Origin of the sequence: Halomicrococcus gelatinilyticus, from assembly GCA_024227995.1 — an archaeon.
GTDB lineage: Archaea > Halobacteriota > Halobacteria > Halobacteriales > Haladaptataceae > Halomicrococcus > Halomicrococcus gelatinilyticus.
This window is the reverse complement of sequence record CP100465.1, coordinates 1,010,303-1,025,421: the sequence shown is the minus strand read 5'-3', so window position 1 is coordinate 1,025,421 and position 15,119 is coordinate 1,010,303. Positions and strand designations below refer to the sequence as shown.

At 68.6% G+C, this 15,119-nt stretch carries 14 protein-coding genes; 6 read left to right on the top strand and 8 right to left on the bottom strand.

What is annotated here, in order from left to right:
- Positions 1 to 130 precede the first annotated feature (130 nt).
- The 4 genes from NKT36_RS05445 to NKT36_RS05430 all read left to right on the top strand — a co-directional run bounded on the left by NKT36_RS05445 (position 131) and on the right by NKT36_RS05430 (position 3,263).
- Positions 131 to 916: a sulfite exporter TauE/SafE family protein gene (locus NKT36_RS05445; RefSeq protein WP_327052942.1), complete on the top strand. Its 786-nt coding sequence runs from the start codon at positions 131 to 133 to the stop codon at positions 914 to 916.
- A 234-nt stretch (positions 917 to 1,150) separates the two neighbouring features.
- The gene (locus NKT36_RS05440; RefSeq protein WP_327052941.1) at positions 1,151 to 1,381 is read left to right on the top strand and encodes an AbrB/MazE/SpoVT family DNA-binding domain-containing protein; all 231 of its coding nucleotides are present in this window, start codon (positions 1,151 to 1,153) and stop codon (positions 1,379 to 1,381) included.
- Positions 1,382 to 1,756, top strand: a complete 375-nt coding sequence (locus NKT36_RS05435; protein WP_327052940.1) for a PIN domain-containing protein — start codon at positions 1,382 to 1,384, stop codon at positions 1,754 to 1,756.
- Between the two features lie 43 nt (positions 1,757 to 1,799).
- Positions 1,800 to 3,263 (top strand): replication factor C large subunit, encoded by a 1,464-nt coding sequence (locus NKT36_RS05430; protein ID WP_327052939.1) that lies wholly within the window; start codon positions 1,800 to 1,802, stop codon positions 3,261 to 3,263.
- 56 nt (positions 3,264 to 3,319) lie between these two features.
- On the opposite strand, the gene NKT36_RS05425 is transcribed toward NKT36_RS05430, so the two are convergent.
- The 5 genes from NKT36_RS05425 to NKT36_RS05405 are packed head-to-tail and all read right to left on the bottom strand — an operon-like array spanning position 3,320 to position 9,754.
- Positions 3,320 to 4,861, bottom strand: a complete 1,542-nt coding sequence (locus NKT36_RS05425; RefSeq protein ID WP_327052938.1) for an ABC transporter ATP-binding protein — start codon at positions 4,859 to 4,861, stop codon at positions 3,320 to 3,322.
- Positions 4,854 to 6,080, bottom strand: coding sequence for an ABC transporter ATP-binding protein (locus NKT36_RS05420; RefSeq protein ID WP_327052937.1), 1,227 nt, complete (start codon positions 6,078 to 6,080; stop codon positions 4,854 to 4,856). Before NKT36_RS05420 ends, NKT36_RS05425 begins: the two co-directional genes overlap by 8 nt.
- Positions 6,077 to 7,093 (bottom strand): ABC transporter permease, encoded by a 1,017-nt coding sequence (locus NKT36_RS05415; RefSeq protein WP_327052936.1) that lies wholly within the window; start codon positions 7,091 to 7,093, stop codon positions 6,077 to 6,079. The genes NKT36_RS05420 and NKT36_RS05415 overlap by 4 nt, the downstream gene beginning before the upstream one ends.
- Entirely contained in the window at positions 7,090 to 8,076 is a 987-nt protein-coding gene (locus tag NKT36_RS05410) for an ABC transporter permease (protein WP_327052935.1), read from the bottom strand. The genes NKT36_RS05415 and NKT36_RS05410 overlap by 4 nt, the downstream gene beginning before the upstream one ends.
- A 40-nt stretch (positions 8,077 to 8,116) precedes the next feature.
- Positions 8,117 to 9,754 (bottom strand): ABC transporter substrate-binding protein, encoded by a 1,638-nt coding sequence (locus NKT36_RS05405; RefSeq protein ID WP_327052934.1) that lies wholly within the window; start codon positions 9,752 to 9,754, stop codon positions 8,117 to 8,119.
- A gap of 131 nt (positions 9,755 to 9,885) precedes the next feature.
- Between NKT36_RS05405 and NKT36_RS05400 the strand changes: the two genes are divergently transcribed.
- On the top strand, positions 9,886 to 10,518 hold the full coding sequence (locus NKT36_RS05400) for a reverse transcriptase-like protein (RefSeq protein ID WP_327052933.1): 633 nt from the start codon (positions 9,886 to 9,888) through the stop codon (positions 10,516 to 10,518).
- Between the two features lie 53 nt (positions 10,519 to 10,571).
- Here the strand turns inward: NKT36_RS05400 and NKT36_RS05395 are convergent, their stop codons facing one another.
- Positions 10,572 to 10,778 carry a hypothetical protein gene (locus NKT36_RS05395; RefSeq protein WP_327052932.1) on the bottom strand — a complete coding sequence of 69 codons (207 nt, stop codon included), beginning with the start codon at positions 10,776 to 10,778 and terminating at the stop codon, positions 10,572 to 10,574.
- 135 nt (positions 10,779 to 10,913) lie between these two features.
- Here NKT36_RS05395 and NKT36_RS05390 point away from each other — a divergent pair, with 135 nt between their 5' ends.
- Complete coding sequence (locus tag NKT36_RS05390; protein WP_327052931.1) at positions 10,914 to 11,324, top strand: hypothetical protein; 411 nt, start codon at positions 10,914 to 10,916, stop codon at positions 11,322 to 11,324.
- 262 nt (positions 11,325 to 11,586) lie between these two features.
- On the opposite strand, the gene NKT36_RS05385 is transcribed toward NKT36_RS05390, so the two are convergent.
- The gene (locus NKT36_RS05385) at positions 11,587 to 13,845 is read right to left on the bottom strand and encodes an NADP-dependent malic enzyme (protein ID WP_327052930.1); all 2,259 of its coding nucleotides are present in this window, start codon (positions 13,843 to 13,845) and stop codon (positions 11,587 to 11,589) included.
- 76 nt (positions 13,846 to 13,921) lie between these two features.
- On the bottom strand, positions 13,922 to 15,001 hold the full coding sequence (locus tag NKT36_RS05380; RefSeq protein WP_327052929.1) for a M24 family metallopeptidase: 1,080 nt from the start codon (positions 14,999 to 15,001) through the stop codon (positions 13,922 to 13,924).
- Between the last annotated feature and the right edge of the window lie 118 nt (positions 15,002 to 15,119).

Here is a 15,119-nt window from a genome sequence, read left to right as displayed (position 1 = left end):
GGCCCGGTCCCGTGGAAACGACACCCGTGGTGGCGACAACACCCAAGGCCGACACTCGCGTACCGGCGTGCGTGTTCCGGCATCGCTACGTCGTGAATCGTCCGCGAGCGCGCCGTCGGGGTGGAGGCTGGTGGTCGTCGACTGGGTCGTGACGGGGTTGACGTCGCTCGTCATCCTCGCGGCGTCGATCGTCCACGGCATCGCCGGCTTCGGGTTCGCCCAGGTGTCGATGGGGATGATGTCGCTGTTCAGGTCGCCGGCCAGCGCCTCCATCGTCTTCACCGTGACCGCCGTCGTCAGCAACGGCCGGGTGTGGTGGAGCGTCCGCGACGCCTTCGACTGGCGGAAGTGGATCGTCCCCATCGCCGGACTCGTCGTCGGGATGCCGCTCGGCATCTACGTCTTCCAGCAGTTCGACCGGGCGCAGATGCGCGCCGCCATCGGCGTCGTGCTGGTTATCGCGGTCGTCGTGGTCGGTGCGACGCGCCAGAGCGACGCCGTCGACGACTGGATCGAACAGCGGGGGTACAGACCCGGCAAGGCCGTCGGCGCGACCGCCGGCCTGTTCGCGGGCATCTTCGGCGGGGCGGTCGCCGTGCTGGGACCGCCGATGATAGTCTACGGCACGTTCATGGCCGCGGGCGGGTTCTGGAGCGACGAGGAGATGAAGGCGGTGTTCACCGCCTTCTTCGGGACGCTCATGCTCTACCGACTCGGCAGCCTCACCTACACCGGCGCTGTCGAGCAACCGCTGCTCGTCGAGGCGGCGGTGGCGATCCCGATGGTGTTCCTCGGCGCCTGGGTCGGCGTCTGGATCTTCGACCACGTCTCCGAGCGCCTGTTCGGCTGGCTCGTCCTCGTGCTCCTGACGGTCAACGCCGTCGTCCTGCTGTCGACGTCCGTTCCGAAGCTGTAGCGGGCATAGAACACCCGTGCCGCCAGGTGTCGTACCGCGTACGGGCAACATCCGGCGACGACAACCGACCGGTCGACGGCGAGCCCAGCACCGACCACGGTGACGCGGAACACGGGGTATCGCCCCGTTGCAGTAGGTCCCGGCTGAACGCGGATCGGGGTCTGCCTCCACGCGGGTGGGTGAACTGGTGATTCGAGGGGAACAATCAAGTTTCCACCCACCATTTATCCACGTATGTCAGAGGCGACGCTGGACGACCGGGGCCGCCTGACCCTCCCGAAGGAGATCCGGGAACGGTACGGCGACCAGTACCGCATCGTCGAACTCCACGACGGAATCAAGTTGATCCCGATCGCGGAGGACCCCCTCGAAGCGCTCCGCGAGGAGTTCGAAGACGTAGAAACGTCCGCGAGCGAGCTTCGTGACGAGGCGCGTAACGCGGCACTGGACGAGGCCGGACGCTGAATGTACGCGGAAACCGACTTCCTGCTCGCGCTCGTCAAGGACGAGGACTGGCTCGGCGAGGCCGCAGAGACGGTGTACCGCGACCATCGGGACGAACTGTGGACGTCGCGGTTCACGCTCGTCGAACTGCTGCTGGTCGCCTACCGTGAGGACCGGGACGCAGAACGAGTCGTTACGAACGCCGCCGACCTCGTCGAGGTCCGTGGCGACGTGGACGTCGTCGTCGCGGCGGCGACCTACGTCGAAGACCACGGGTTCACTCCCTTCGACGCACTCCACCTCGTCGAATCCGACGGCGATACGGTCGTCTCCAGCGACGAAACGTACGAGGGGTTCGCACCTCGTCTCGACCTGCGGACGGCCTCCGGAGAGTGACGCTCCGCAACCACTAAACGCCGTTCGTCCCTACGGAACGCCAATGGACTGGACGGAGAAGTACCGCCCGAGTACGCTCTCGGAGGTCCGCGGGAACAACAAGGCCCGTGACGCGCTGGCGGAGTGGGCCGAGACGTGGGACGAACACGGGGACGCCGTCATCCTCCACGGTAGCCCCGGCGTCGGCAAGACCTCGGCCGCCCACGCGCTGGCCGCCGACATGGGCTGGCCGACGATGGAGTTGAACGCCAGCGACCAGCGGACGGGCAAGGTCGTCAAACGCATCGCGGGCGAGGCCGCCCGGAGCGGCACCCTGACCGCCGGGTCGACGGGCCGCCGGCTCATCATCCTCGACGAGGCCGACAACCTCCACGGCAACGTCGACCGCGGCGGCTCGCGAGCCATCACGGAGGTCGTCAAGGACGCCGACCAGCCGATGGTGCTCATCGCTAACGAATTCTACGACATGTCGAACTCGCTTCGCAACGCCTGCGAGACCGTCGAGTTCCGCGACGTCTCCGCGCGCAGCATCGTGCCCGTGCTCCGCGACATCTGCCGGAAGGAGGACGTGGAGTTCGAACCGGACGCCCTGCAGGCCATCGCCGAGAAGAACAGCGGCGACCTGCGCTCGGCCGTCAACGACCTCCAGGCCATCGCCGAGGAGCACGAGCGCCTCACCGAGGACGACGTGGTGACGGGCGACCGCGACACGACCGAAGGCATCTTCGACTTCCTCGACGCCCTCATCAAGAAAGAGGACGCCCAGGGCGCGCTGCAGGCGTCGTACGACGTCGACGAGACGCCGGACGACATGATAAGCTGGATCGAGGACAACGTCCCGAAGGACTACGAGGGCCAGGAGCTCGCCGACGCCTACGGCTTCCTGGCGAACGCCGACCGCTGGCTCGGCCGCGTGCGGGCCACGCAGAACTACTCCTACTGGCGCTACGCAGCGGACAACATGACCGCCGGCGTCGCGGCCGCCCGCCAGGGCGAGAAGGGCGGCTGGACCCGCTACGGCCCGCCGAGTACCTGGCGGAAGCTCGGCAGCTCCCGCGGCGCTCGCGACACCCGCGACTACATCGCCCGGAAGATCGCCCAGGAGGGCGGCGTCAGCATGTCCACCGCGCGCCGCCAGATCATCCCCTACCTCGCGGAGATGACCCACCACTGCAAGAACCGCGAACTGACCGTGGCGATGGCCGCCCGCTACGACCTGGAGGAGAAGCACGTCGCGTTCGTCACCGGCAGCGGCAAGACCACCAACAAGGTCGAGAACGTCGTCGCGGACGCCCAGCAACTGCGCGAGAAGGCCGCCGTCGAGCACTCCGGCGGCGCGTTCGAAGGGGCGGTCCGGTCGACCGCCGCCAGCGGTGGCGAGGAGGTCGACGAGAGCGACGCGGACGACGGTGGCACTGGCGACGAGGAGTCCGACGCCACCGACGACGTCGACGAAGCCGGCGAGGAGTCGAACGACGACCAGGCCGGCCTCGGCGACTTCGTCTGACCGCGAACGACCGCGCTTTCTGCTGCGTCGGCTGTCGACCGGCGGACGGCGGCGTCTCAGTCGTCCGCGGACGACTCCACGCGTCCCGAGTCCGAGCCCTCGGTCCCCGTCCCGGGCTGGTCGTAGAGGTGACACGCCGCCGGGTGGTCGCGGTCCTGCAGCGCCGGATTCTCGCGCTCGCAGACGGAGGCGAAGCGCTCGCGCAGCACCGCGACCGCGCCCTCGCGGTCGCCCGCGAACAGGCGGTCGAACGACTCCGCGACGGTCGCGCGGTCGTCGCCCGTCAGGCCGTGGTCGAACAGCTCTGCCCAGAGCGTCTCCCTGACGACCTCGTCGTCGACGGTCGCGGGGTCCTCGCCGGCGTCGCTGGCGCGTTCGCGGACCGCGTCGAGGGTGAGATCGCCGGACTCGAGTCGCTCCCGGTAGTCCATCACCTCGCGGTAGGCGGCCTGGTCGACGTCCACGTCGTCAGGTGGGACGACCTGCGGACAGCGCGTCCGGAAGCGACACCCCGAAGGCGGGTTCCGCGGGGAGGGGACGTCGCCCGACAGCGTCTCGACGTCGCGGTCGGCCTCGTCGGTGTCGGCGCGCGGGACGCTGTCGAGCAGGGCGCGGGTGTAGGGGTGCTGGGGGTCGGAAAATATCTCGTCGACCGGCCCGAGTTCGACGACCTCGCCGAGGTACATCACGGCGACGCGGTCGGAGATGTGGCGGACGACAGAGAGGTCGTGGGCGATGAACAGGTAGGTCAGACCGTACTCGTCCTGCAGGTCGTCGAGGAGGTTCAGCACCTGCGCCTGCACGGAGACGTCGAGCGCGGAGACGGGTTCGTCGAGCACGACGAACTCCGGTTCGAGCGCGAGCGCCCGCGCGATGCCGATGCGCTGGCGCTGCCCCCCGGAGAACTCGTGCGGATAGCGGTCGATCTGCTCGGCCGAGAGGCCGACCCGCTCCAGCAGTTCCTTCGCGCGCTCGCGGCGCAGCTGCTTCTCCGAGACGTCGACGTCGACGTGGACCGTCCGGTCGGTCCCATCCACCGAGACTGACACTGCCGACTCGTCGACGAATCCGTCGTCGGCCACCGCGACGCGGACGTCGTCAGGGCCCTCGACGGTCACGCGCACCTCCGGGTCGGCGGCGTCGAGGTCGACGTGCTCGCCGGCCGTGCACGCCCACGAATCGTCGCCGTCGACGGCGACGCTGACTGTCCGGCCAGGAATCCCGTGGACGTCCAGCGGCTCGCGGATTATCTCGCCCGCGGTCATGCGCGGGTCGAGGCTGGAGAAGGGGTCCTGGAAGACGACCTGCGCTCGCTCGCGGAACGGGGTCAGGTCGTCCATCTCGTAGACGTTCTCACCGTCGAACTCGACGCGGCCGCCGGTCGGGTCGCGCAGGCCGAGCAGGGTCTCGCCCGTGGTCGACTTGCCGCAACCGGACTCGCCGACGAGGCCGAGCGTCTCCCCCTCGTGGATGTCGAAGGAGACGCCGTCGACGGCCTTCACGCTCTCGGGGTCGCGGCCCAGCAGGCGGTCGGTCAGCGAGTCGCCTTCGTAGTAGTACTTCTCCAGGTCCTGGACGCTGACGAGTGGGTCAGTCATCGCTGTCTGCCTCCGTGGTGGTCGTTCCGTCCATCGTGCGGTTTTTCGCGTCGTCGAAGCGGTCGTCGCGCAGCGCCCGCGCCTCGTCGTAGTCGGTGTCGGTCAGCACGCAGCGCGCCTCGTGTTCGTCGCTGCCGCGGGCGTCTCGCATCGCCGGCCGCTCCAGACACTCCGTCATCGCTTTCGGACAGCGGTCGGCGAAGTAACAGCGGTCCGGCATCTCCGCGTCCACGAGGTCCGGCACGTTGCCCTCGATGGGGCGGAGGCGCGGGTCGGGGTCCTCGATGTCCGGTATCGACCCGAGCAATCCCTTCGTGTAGGGGTGGACCGGGTCGTCGAACACGTCGTCGAGCGTGCCGCGCTCGACCATCTCGCCGGCGTACATCACGCCGACGCGGTCGCACATCCGGGCTATCACGCCGAGGTTGTGCGTGATGAGCACGATGCTCATCCCCGTCTCCGCCTGCAGGTCCGCGAGCAGGTCCAGTATCTGGGCCTGGATGGTCACGTCGAGGGCGGTCGTCGGCTCGTCCGCGATGAGCAGGTCCGGTTCGCCCGCTAGCGCCTGCGCCACCATCGCGCGCTGGAGCATCCCGCCGGAGAACTGGTGGGGGTACTCCTCGGCGCGGTCGGCCGGGTCCGGGATGCCGACCTGTTCGAGCAGTTCGACGGCGCGCGCCCGACTCTCCTCGCTCACGTAGTCGCGGTTCGGGAGCAGGGTGTCGGCGAGCAGCGACCCGAGTCCGTACCCCTGGGTGCGCGAGCGTGTCGAGCGCGGGTTCGCGCTCGCGCGCCGCTGCACCTCGACCGCCTCGGCGATCTGCTCGCCGACCGTCAGCGACGGGTTGAGGCTGCTCATCGGGTCCTGGAATATCATGCTGAACGAGGGACCGCGGAGCGCGCGCCGCTGGCGCTCGTCGAGGCGGCGCACGTCCACGAACTCGCCGTCGACCGCCTCGGGGTGGTCGTCTCCCGTCTCCTCGGCCAGCGCCGCGTCGCGGTACCACACCTCGCCGCTCGTCACCCGTCCGGGCGACTCGACGAGGTCGATGACCGACAGCGCGGTGACGCTCTTGCCGGACCCCGACTCGCCGACGACGCCGAACACCTCGCCGTCGCGGACGTCGAAGTCGACCGACTCGACGGCGTTGACCTGCCCCTGCTCGGTGAAGAAGCGGGTCGAGAGGTCGCGCACGCGGAGCAGATCGCGCTCGCTCATACGCCACCTCCCTCGCCCTCGATGCCGGGGTCGAGCGCGTCGCGCAACCAGTCGCCGACGAGGTTGATGCCGACGACCGTCAGCACGATGGCGACGCCGGGGACGGTCGCTATCCACCACGACGTGGCGAGGTGGTCGCGGCCCTGCGCGATGTCGAAGCCCCACGAGAGGTTCACGCCGGAGAACCCGAGGTACGACAGCGCGCTCTCGAGCAGGATGATGGCCGCGATCTGGATGGTCGCCAGGACGATGATGGGCGTGACGCTGTTGGGCAGGACGTGCCGGCGGATGATGAACGAGTCGCTCGCGCCGACAGACCGCGCGGCCTTCACGTACTCCTCGCTCTCGACCGTCAGCGCCTCGCCGCGGGCGACGCGCGCGAACCACACCCAGTTCACCAGCGCGACGACGACGACGACCGTTCCGGGGAGCTTTATCTGCGCCGGCATCCCGGGTTCGACCCCGAGCGCGACGATGGGGTCGGGCACGGATACCACCGCCCTGTCGAACATCCCGACGAGCGCGATGGCGAGCACGAGCGAGGGGAACGCCAGCATCACGTCGGCGCTGCGCATCAGCCCGTCGTCTATCAGGCCGCCGTAGTAGCCCGCGACGAGGCCGACCGTCACGCCGATGAGCACCGCGAGCACGGTCCCGAGCAGTCCCACGAGCAGCGACGTGCGAGCGCCGTAGATGACCCGCGAGAGCAGGTCGCGCCCGAGGTGGTCGGTCCCGAGCGGGTGCGACGGCTGGGCCTCGACGTACGTCGTGTTGTTGACGATCTTTATCTCGCCGTCGACCATCTCCGAGCTCGTACTGGTCGTCTCCGAACTGAACCCGATCGGCGGGAGCTTCGAGTCGTCCAGGTTCTGGTCGTACGGGTTGTGCGGCGCGAGTACGGGTGCGAACGTCGCGACCAGGAGGACGACGAGGACGACGACGATGCCCAGCTTTGCCAGCCCGCTCTGGCGCAGTTCGCGCCGGAGGTTCCGCAGCGTCCGTGGAGAGATCATTCGTTGACCACCTGCGGGTCGATGTAGGCGTACAGCGCGTCGACGACGATGTTCAACACGATGAATCCGGTCCCGATGACGATGAGCGCGCCCTGTATCACCGGCCAGTTGCGCGCGTTGATGGCATCGATGAGCAACTGCCCGAGACCCGGCCAGGCGAACACCTGTTCGGTGATGACCGCGCCGCCGATGAGCGTCCCGAGCTGCAGGCCGAGCACGGTTATCACCGGGATGAGCGTGTTCCGTAGCGCGTGCTTGTACCGCACCAGCGTCTCGGGGAGCCCTTTCGCCCGCGACGCCCGGACGTAGGTCTTGCCGAGTTCGTCCAGCATCCCGCTCCGGGTCAGCCGCGTGATCAGCGCTGTGAAGTACGTTCCGAGCGTTATCGCGGGGAGCGTGATGTGGCGGAGCCACGTCACGATGCCGCTCGTGCTCCCTTCGGTGACCAGCGTCGCCATCGCGGGAGCGAAGCCGACGACCCGCCGGCTCGTCGGCATCGGACCGCCGACGGCGACTACCAGGACGAGCATGATGCCGAGCCAGAAGTTCGGCGTGCTGATGCCCGCGAGCGAGAAGGTCGTCGCCGCGTAGTCGGCCGGTTCGTGGCGATGCGTCGCGCTGACGACGCCCAGCGGGATCGAGAGGACGACGGCGACGATGCTCGACGTGACGGCCAGTTCGAGCGTCGCCGGCAGGCGACCGAAGACGCGATCGGTCACTGGCACGCCGTTGATGTACGAGTAGCCCATGTCGCCCTGCAACAGGCCGAGGAGGTAGTCGACGTACTGGACGTATATCGGCCTGTTCAGGCCGATTTCGTGCGCTATCTGGCGTTTGGTCTCCGGGCTCGCGTCGAGGGGGGCGATGTACGTGATGGCGCTGCCCGGCGTGACGAACCGGAGCAGGAACACCACGGTGACGACGCCCCAGATGACGAAGACGCCCTGGAGCCCGCGCTTGAGCAGGAATCGACCCATCGACATCTACGACCGCCTCCTCGTCGGCGAACGACCCTGCATGGCGTTAGCTGCTGGGCGAGATCGCGTACGCTTCGATGCGCTCGTCACGGCGCGCGTCCCACTGCAGACGCCCGCTGACGCCGTAGACGCTGTACTGACGATTGAGGTAGATCCACGGCGCCTCGTCGTGGAGGAGCTTGTTCGCCTCCTTCAGCTTCGACTGGCGGTTCGACCCGCCCGCCATGCTCTGAGCCTCGGACATCAGCGTGTCGACCTCCTCGTTCGAGTAGGACGTGAGCGCGCCGTCCGTCGTCAGCAGCGGGAGGATGGTCTGGGTGGCGTCGAACGTCGCGTTCCCCCAGCCGATGAGGTAGAACTTCGGACTCGTCTCCAGGTCGCCGTCGGTCAGCTCCCCGGCGAGCGTGTTGAAGTCGCGCTGGTTGACGCTACAGCTGACGTTGCTCAACTCGTCGATCTGCCTGGCGACCGCCTGGGCGATCTCCACGTCCTTGAGGTAGCGACCGACCGGCGTGTGCAGGGTGATGCTCGCGCCGGCGTGCCCGCTCTCCTCGACGAGGTCCTCGGCTTTCGATTTGTTGGTCTCGTACGGGCCGACGTCGTCGTTGTACCCCGTGAAGCCTTCGAGCGTCGGCTGGCCCGTCTGGTCGGCGAATCCCGAGAGGACGTTGTCGATGATGCTCTCCAGGTCGATAGCGAGGTTCATCGCACGGCGGAACTCCGGGCTGGAGAACGGCTCGACGTCGTAGCGCATCGCGTTGTAGATGATGCGCGTGCTCGGCACCGGCGCGAGGCTGGCGCTGCCCGACTGCTTCACCCGCGACGCGTCCTGTGGCGGAACGTTGACCACGATGTCGGTCTCGTCGTTCAGGAGCTGGTTGACGCGCGTGCTCGACTCCTTGGCCGCGTTGAACGTGAGCTTCGAGATGGCCGCGTTCTCCTGCCAGTAGTCCTCGTTGCGCTCGAAGACGACCTTCACGCTCTCGTTGTAGTCCGTGAGCTCGAACGGGCCGGTCCCGTTCATGTTCTTGGCGATGTACTTCTTCTCGTGGTCCTGCACCCACTGCTTCTGCATGACGTCGCAGTAGGAGGCGAACTGCGCGAACACGATGGGGTTGATGCCGTCGGAGTTCACCCGAACTGCGCGCTCGCCGTCGACGACCTCGGCGCCGGTGACGCCGGCGAGCTGGTCGCGCTGCGGGCTCTCGAATCCGCCCTCCAGTCCGACCTCCGGGTCGACGACGCGGTTGACGCTGTACGCGACGTCCTCGGGTGTCAGGTCCTCGCCGCTGTGGAAGGTGGGACCGTCGCGGATGGTGAACTTCACCGTCCCCTCCTCGACGCGCTCGTACCCCGTCGCCAGTCGCTTGACGATCTTGCCGTCCTTGTCGCGCGCGAGCAGTCCCTCGTACGCCTGGAGGACGACGTTGTCCGTCGTCGTCTCGCGGTGGTTGTGCGGGTCGAGCGTCGACGGCATCTGTCCCTGGGTGATCGTGACCGAGAAGTCTTCAGGTGGGCCGCCGTCGACGTCACCGTCGCCGTCTCCGTCACCGCTGCCGTCGTCCGACGTGGTCCCAGTCGTCGTCCCGTCGCCGCCGCCAGCACAACCGGCCAGCGCAGCCGACGCGGCTGCACCGCCGGCGAACTTGAGATACGTCCGTCGATCTAGCTGCTCTTCTGGCATAGTTGCGACATTACGCGTTGTCATTTAAATATCTATGGTAGCACGAAGCATAGCTCGTGCTACCAATCGTCGCGTGCTCCGGTACCGTGGGCGACCCCAGAGTTAAGTACGGCGAGAGCGGCAACTCGAACATGGCCGTTCACGGCCGGCGTCCCCCGCTACGGGACCTGTTCGACGAGTCGCCCACGCCGCACATCGCACACCCCCCGCACACCCACCATCGTGACTTCTACGTCGCCACCGACGGTTCGTTCAGTCACGACTCCGGCGACGGGGGGCTCGGCGTCATCATCGAGACGCGCGACGGCGAACGCGTCGCCCGGCTATCGCTGCCGGACGACGTCCCCGACAACAACGTCGCCGAGTACCGCGCGCTCCACCTCGGCCTCGACATCCTCTCGGCGCGCGCACCCGACGACACCCGCGTCGGCGTACTCGTCGACCACGACGACCTCGCGGCGAACGTCAACAACGCCGTCCTCGCCTACCGGCGGTCGGACTCCCGTCCCCCGCGGCGGTTCACCGTCCCCGCGGCGACCAAGCACCACTGGCGCGGCATCCGCGCCCGCATCGCCGGATTCGGCGAGCTCCGGGCCGCGCGCGTCCGTAGCGAGCAGAACCCGGCGCACCCGCTAGCCAACTCGCCGGACCAGTACGCCCACGTGAACCGCGAACCCGACCGGTGCCTGCTCCCCGACGCCCCCGATTCGAGCGAGGCACAGATTCCGCCGCCGTCCCGCTCGAACCGCCACGCGAGCGACTGACCTCGAACCGTCGGTCGCTTCCCCGTCCCGATTTTCTCTCGCGCCCGTCGACCTCACAGCGTTCGCTTCCGCACGACCAGCGCGACCAGCGCCACGGCCACCAGCGCGCCGAACAGCAGTTCGCGGCCGGCGGTCCCGACGGGGACACAGTGGGTCCGGTGACCGACGCAGAGCGACGCTTCGCCGACGCCGAACAGGGCGACCAGGACCAGGACGGCGAGCGCGCCGAGCGAGACGGCAGTCCGGTAGCGGTCGTTCACACCCGTTCGTCCGGTCGTCGGCGGAAAGTCCCTGCGGAGTTCGAGCCGTTCCCGGGTCGGTCGACGGACCGCCGGACGCACAGCGAAAGGACTACCACGTCTCCGTGCCAGCAGTCCCCTGAGGCTGGCACGCGAATGATATCCTCCACGAGCCGTCGACTTCTCGGAACGCTGTCACGAGCGGTGAAGCGTCGTCGCGACAGGCCGGACTACTACCAGGCGTACGTCAACCTGCCGCTGGACACCGACCTCCCCGCCCTGGCGAGCGCGTTCGAGCGCGCCTGCGAGGGGCGCGCCGACCGGATACCCAACAGCGGCGCGCTGGTCGTCGAGTCCGACTTCGTCCCCGCCGCGCAGTTCGACGTCCAGGCGTTCGAACGCGCGGTCGCCGACCTCCGCGAGCGAGCGCCCGACGACTACCCGGTCCACTTCTCTGCGACCTGGCGGGCCCACGACGGCGGCGTGGCGAAGGCGTTCACCGTCATCCCCCAGAAACGGCTCTTCGCCGGTCGCGAGACGGCCGAACCGGCCCGCTCCGCTCCCTGAGGGCGCTCTCTCCCCAAAAAGGTCGTCCCGAGCGGGCACGGCCCGCTCGTCGCTCGCGGTTACTCGCTCTGCTGGGCGTCGACGACCGCCACGCCGGCCAGGTTCACGATGTCGCTTGGACCTTTTTCCGCTCGGGTGTCCTCGCGCTTTCGCGCTGCGGGCACCACTCGCGCAAAAATCTCCACCGGGAGAGCGAAGCTCTCCCGAACCTTCGTTCGCGTCGCTCACGAAGACACCAAAAAAGTCCGCTCGCTCCTCGCGGTTACTCGCTCTGCTGGGCGTCGACGACCGCCACGCCGGCCAGGTTCACGATGTCCTTGACCTCGTCGCCGCGCTGGATGACGTGGACAGGCTTGTCCATGCCGACCAGCATCGGGCCGATGGCGCCCGCGCCGCCGAGGCGCTGGAGGAGCTTGTAGCCGATGTTGCCCGCCTCCAGGTTCGGGAACACGAGCACGTTGGCGGGTTCGTCGAGGTCCGAGAACTCGTAGGTGCCGTTGAGGATGTCCTCGACGACGGCGGTGTCGGCCTGCATCTCGCCGTCGACCGGGAAGTCGACCGCGGGGTCCTCGCGGAGCATCTCGGCGGCGCGCCGGGGTTTGCGCGTCCCCTCGTTGTCGACGCTGCCGAAGTTCGAGTACGACAGCATCGCCGCGCGCGGTTCGACGTTGAACCGCCGGGCGAGGTCGGCGGTGTGCTGCGTTATCTCCGCGAGCACGTCCTCGTCGGGGTTCTGGTTCACGGTGGCGTCGGCGCAGAAGACGATGCGGTTCTTGAACGTCAGCAGATAGACGCCGGCGGCGTAGTTGGCGTCCGGCGCGGTGCCGATGACCTGCAGCGGCGGGCGGAGCGCGGAGGGGTAGTGGTGGGTGAGCCCCGTCAGCAGCGCGTCGGCGTCCCCCTGTTCGACCATCACGCTACCGAAGTAGTTGCTGTCCTTGCGGACGAGGTCGCCGGCCTCGGTGCGGGTGATGCCCTTGCGCCGGCGGAGTTCGTACAGGCGCTCGGCGTACGCCTCGCGGTCGCCGTTCGCCGGGTCCGCGACCTCGGGGTCGAAGTCGAGGCCGAGGTCGGCGGCGGTGGCCGCGATCTCCTCGTGGTCGCCGATGAGCACCGGTTCGGCGATGCCCTGGTCCTGTATCTGGTAGGCGGCGCGGATCATCTTCTCGTCGGTGCCCTCCGCGAGCGCGACGCGCTTGGGGTCGCTCTTGGCCTTGTTGAGGACGACGCGCATCATCTCGCGCGACTTGCCGAGGCGCGCTTCGAGCGTCTCGACGTACTCGTCGGTGTCGAGGTCGGCCCGTGCGACGCCCGACTCGATGGCCGCCTCGGCGACGGCGGGCGCGACCTGGAAGAGGACGCGGGGGTCGAGCGGTTTCGGGATGATGTACTCCGGGCCGAACTGGAGCGGCTGGTCGCCGTACGCCTTCACGACGGCGTCGGGGACGTCCTGCTTGGCGAGTTCGGCCAGCGCCTCAGCCGCGGCGATCTTCATGTCCTCGTTGATGTCGCTGGCGCGGACGTCGAGCGCGCCGCGGAAGATGAACGGGAACCCGAGGACGTTGTTGACCATGTTGGGGTAGTCCGAGCGCCCGGTCGCCATGATGACGGTGTCGTCGCGGGCCTGTTTGGCCGTCTCGTAGCCGATCTCGGGGTCGGGGTTGGCCATGGCGAAGATGATGGGGTCGGCCGCCATCGACCGCACCATCTCCTCGGAGACGATGCCGCCGACCGAGAGACCGACGAACACGTCTGCGCCCTCCATGGCGTCCGCGAGGTCGCCCTCCGGGATGTCACGGGCGAACTCCTGCTTGAACTCGTTGAGTCCGTCGTGGCGGGCGCGGTCCTCGGTGATGATGCCCGAGGAGTCACACATGATGATGTTCTCCTTGCGCGCGCCCAGGCTGACGTAGAAGCGCGCCGACGCGATGGCGCTCGCACCGGCGCCGGAGAAGACGATCTTCAGATCTTCGAGGTCCTTGCCGTTTATCTCGACGGCGTTGAGGAGCGCGGCCCCGCTGATGATGGCGGTGCCGTGCTGGTCGTCGTGGAAGACCGGGATGGACATCTCCTCGCGGAGCCGTTCCTCGATCTCGAAGCACTCCGGGGCCTTGATGTCCTCCAGGTTGATGCCGCCGAAGGTGGGCTCCATCGCGCTGACGGTCCGGACGATGTCGCCCGGGTCCTCCTGGTCGAGTTCGACGTCGAACACGTCGATGTCGGCGAACCGCTTGAACAGGACGCCCTTCCCTTCCATCACGGGCTTCGACGCTTGCGCGCCGATGTCGCCCAGGCCGAGCACCGCGCTCCCGTTCGAGACGACGCCGACGAGGTTGCCCTTCGCGGTGTAGGAGTAGGCCTCGTTCTCGTCGGCGGCGATCTCCTCACACGGCGCGGCCACGCCCGGGGAGTACGCCAGGCTCAGGTCCCGCTGCGTGTTCGTCGGCTTCGTCGTCGAAATCTCGATCTTCCCCGGAGGGTCGCTCCGGTGGTAGTCCATAGAGTCCTCGTCGAGTCCCATGCCGGGTACGTCCGTCCCCTCCTGTAAAAAGGTATCCTAACCCGTCGAACTTACCTTCGACGAGCGTCGAACCAGGTCAGAGTTCCAGGACGGCCGGGCGCGGAATCGACCCCTCGTAGTCGTATGCGTCCACTGGCCTGGTCGGCCAGTCGCCCGTCCGGGTCAGTATCTCCAGGCCGTCCTCTCCGACGAGCGCGGTGTCCTCGCTCTTGGCGCCCTTCACCGTCGGGTTCCAGGCGTACGCCATCGGCAGGCGAATCTCCGCGTCGGTCGACGGCGTGGCGATCCACTCGCGGCCGGCGTAGCCCGCCGCGCCGCCCTGGTGGTGGCGCTGCCACTCGTCGGGGTGGCCCAGGTGCTCGTACGTCGCCTGGATGGCGTCGAACACCGACGACGCGCGCCCGCTCAGACCGCCGACGATCTGGGTGGCGACGAGCGCCGTCGACTCGACGATGGCCGCCTCGTGGTGGCGGTTCGCCAGCCACTCCGGCGGGTCGAACGCCACGGTCCGGGTGAGGCTCGCGTGGAGGCCGCCCCGCTCGGCCGTGACCGACACGAGCGCGTACTCGCCCAGTTCCGCGTCGGTCGGCGTGTAGTGGCGGTACTGCCGTGCGCGCTCGCCGCCGCCGACCAGCACCACGGGCGTCTCGATGCCGCGGGCGTCGAGCGCGCCCCGGACGGCGGAGGCGACGTCGCGCTCGGTGTCCGACGACTCCAGTTCGCGACAGATGGCCTCGACGGCGCTCGCCGTCTCGACGCCGAGGTCGCGATACCGGTCGGCGTCCTCGTCGGTGAGCGGCTGGCGCAGCGGCGAGGCGTCGACCGACGCGAACCCCGGCACGTCGAAGTCCGCCGCTGCGGGTTCGTCGGCGTGCTCTGCGACCGCGTCCGCCAGCGTCGACTCGTACCAGGCGAACTCCGCCACGGGAACGTCGCCGTCGAGTTCCTCGTCGCGGAGGCGGTCGGCCTCGATGTCGTTCGTGACGACCCGGAGTCCGTCGCCGTCGTAGCCCACGGCCGCCACGCCCACGTCGCCCTCGCGGTCGACGACGTTGCTGCCGCCGGTCAGCCACGCGAAGGAGTTCGGTTCGGCGAACCAGACCGATTCGAGGTCGCGCTCGTCGAGGAACTCGTCCAGTCGCTCCTGCTTCGTCATGGGTGAGACGTCGTCGCCGTTGCTCTTGAAGGGGCGTGGTCCACGCGGAGTCGATCGCGCCACTGGCGTGCTGGGACCGGTCCGGTGGCGACGGGCGCGTCGACCGCGTCGCGGTCTG

What these genes read in the sequence shown, in the direction of transcription:
- NKT36_RS05440 (WP_327052941.1), top strand. Translation starts at nt 1,151, where the DNA reads ATGTCAGAGGCGACGCTGGACGACCGGGGCCGCCTGACCCTCCCGAAG.
- NKT36_RS05435 (WP_327052940.1), top strand. Translation starts at nt 1,382, where the DNA reads ATGTACGCGGAAACCGACTTCCTGCTCGCGCTCGTCAAGGACGAGGAC.
- NKT36_RS05430 (WP_327052939.1), top strand. Translation starts at nt 1,800, where the DNA reads ATGGACTGGACGGAGAAGTACCGCCCGAGTACGCTCTCGGAGGTCCGC.
- NKT36_RS05425 (WP_327052938.1), bottom strand. Translation starts at nt 4,861, where the DNA reads ATGACTGACCCACTCGTCAGCGTCCAGGACCTGGAGAAGTACTACTAC.
- NKT36_RS05420 (WP_327052937.1), bottom strand. Translation starts at nt 6,080, where the DNA reads ATGAGCGAGCGCGATCTGCTCCGCGTGCGCGACCTCTCGACCCGCTTC.
- NKT36_RS05415 (WP_327052936.1), bottom strand. Translation starts at nt 7,093, where the DNA reads ATGATCTCTCCACGGACGCTGCGGAACCTCCGGCGCGAACTGCGCCAG.
- NKT36_RS05410 (WP_327052935.1), bottom strand. Translation starts at nt 8,076, where the DNA reads ATGTCGATGGGTCGATTCCTGCTCAAGCGCGGGCTCCAGGGCGTCTTC.
- NKT36_RS05405 (WP_327052934.1), bottom strand. Translation starts at nt 9,754, where the DNA reads ATGCCAGAAGAGCAGCTAGATCGACGGACGTATCTCAAGTTCGCCGGC.
- NKT36_RS05400 (WP_327052933.1), top strand. Translation starts at nt 9,886, where the DNA reads ATGGCCGTTCACGGCCGGCGTCCCCCGCTACGGGACCTGTTCGACGAG.
- NKT36_RS05390 (WP_327052931.1), top strand. Translation starts at nt 10,914, where the DNA reads ATGATATCCTCCACGAGCCGTCGACTTCTCGGAACGCTGTCACGAGCG.
- NKT36_RS05385 (WP_327052930.1), bottom strand. Translation starts at nt 13,845, where the DNA reads ATGGGACTCGACGAGGACTCTATGGACTACCACCGGAGCGACCCTCCG.
- NKT36_RS05380 (WP_327052929.1), bottom strand. Translation starts at nt 15,001, where the DNA reads ATGACGAAGCAGGAGCGACTGGACGAGTTCCTCGACGAGCGCGACCTC.